General features: G+C 69.5%; 2 protein-coding genes. Both read left to right on the top strand.

Features of this window, described 5'->3' with window-relative positions:
• Positions 1 to 382 (top strand): HutD family protein (locus G3N99_RS40345; protein ID WP_206125205.1); only part of this gene is annotated, 382 nt, incomplete at its 5' end.
• Positions 383 to 386: 4 nt separating this feature from the next.
• A partial coding sequence (gene hutI, locus G3N99_RS40340; RefSeq protein ID WP_206125204.1) for an imidazolonepropionase occupies positions 387 to 1,494 on the top strand: 1,108 nt, incomplete at its 3' end.

The raw sequence follows: 1,494 nt of genomic DNA, 5'->3' as shown, positions 1-1,494 counted from the left end.
GGGCATGACCCTCGCCGAGGAAGGCGGCGCACGCCACGTGCTCGACGCACCGCTGGCTCGCGCGGATTTCGCGGGCGAGGCGGCGATCGACGCGACGCTGCACGACGGCGCGACGCGCGACTTCAACCTGATGACGCGCCGTTCGGCCGCGCGCGGTGTGCTCGACGTCTGGCGCGCAGGCGTGCACCGCATCGAGCATGCCGATACCGTGCTGCTGCATTGCGCGGCCGGCGAGGCCGCGGTTGAAATCGACGGCACGCGCTACACACTGGAAGAAATGGACACGTTGCGGCTCGACGGGCCGCGGCGTGCGTTTGACGTCGTCGTGAGCGGGAGCGGCGCGTTGCTCGCCGTGTCGCTCGCCATCGGCGAACGAGACTGAACGCATGAAACCGACTGTCTGGCATCACCTGAGGCTGTGTCCGCACGGCCATCCTGACGAGACGATCGACGACGCGGCGATCGCCGTCGATGAAACCGGCACGATCGTCTGGCTCGGCGCGATGTCCGCGCTGCCGCACGGCTATGCGCACTGGCAGCGCGAGGATCTGCACGGCGCGTGGGTGACGCCGGGCCTCGTCGATTGCCATACGCACCTCGTGTACGGCGGCACGCGTGCCGACGAATTCGCGCAGCGTCTTGCGGGCGTCAGCTACGAGGAAATCGCGCGGCAGGGCGGCGGGATCGTGTCGACGGTGCGCGCGACGCGCGCGGCCGATGAGACGACGCTGTTCGTGCAGGCCGCAGCGCGCCTGCAGCCGCTGCTCGCCGAAGGCGTGACCGCGATCGAGATCAAGTCGGGCTACGGGCTCGACCTCGCGAGCGAACGCAAGATGCTGCGCGTCGCCCGCCAGCTCGGCGAGCGCTTCCCGGTCACCGTATACACGACCTTTCTCGGCGCGCATGCGCTGCCGCCCGAATATGCGGGCCGCGCGGATGCGTACATCGACGAAGTGTGCGACCGTATGCTGCCGGCGCTGGCCGACGAAGGCCTCGTCGACGCGGTCGACGTGTTCTGCGAGCGCATCGGCTTTTCGCTCGCGCAGACCGAACGCGTGTTCGAGGCCGCCACGCGGCGCGGGCTGCCCGTGAAGCTGCATGCGGAGCAACTGTCGAACGCAGGCGGCACGGCGCTGGCCGCGCGTTATCGCGCACTGTCCGCCGATCACCTCGAATTTCTCGACGAAGCCGGCATCGAGGCGATGAAGGCAGCCGGTACGGTTGCCGTGCTGCTGCCCGGTGCGTATTACTTCATCCGCGAGACGCAACTGCCGCCGATCGAGCTGCTGCGCAAGCACGGCGTGCCGATCGCGCTCGCGACCGATCACAACCCCGGCACGTCGCCGCTCGAATCGCTGCTGCTGACGTTGAACATGGGCTGCACGCTGTTCCGCATGACGGTGCCCGAAGTGCTGCAGGGCGTCACGCGCCATGCGGCCGCGGCGCTCGGCCGCGCGGATCGCCACGGCGCGCTCGAGGTCGGTCGCCAGGCCA

The organism is Burkholderia sp. Ac-20392, from assembly GCF_017104585.1.
GTDB lineage: Bacteria > Pseudomonadota > Gammaproteobacteria > Burkholderiales > Burkholderiaceae > Burkholderia > Burkholderia lata.
Note: the sequence above shows the minus strand (reverse complement) of the source record. Positions and strands in the feature narration are given on the sequence as shown.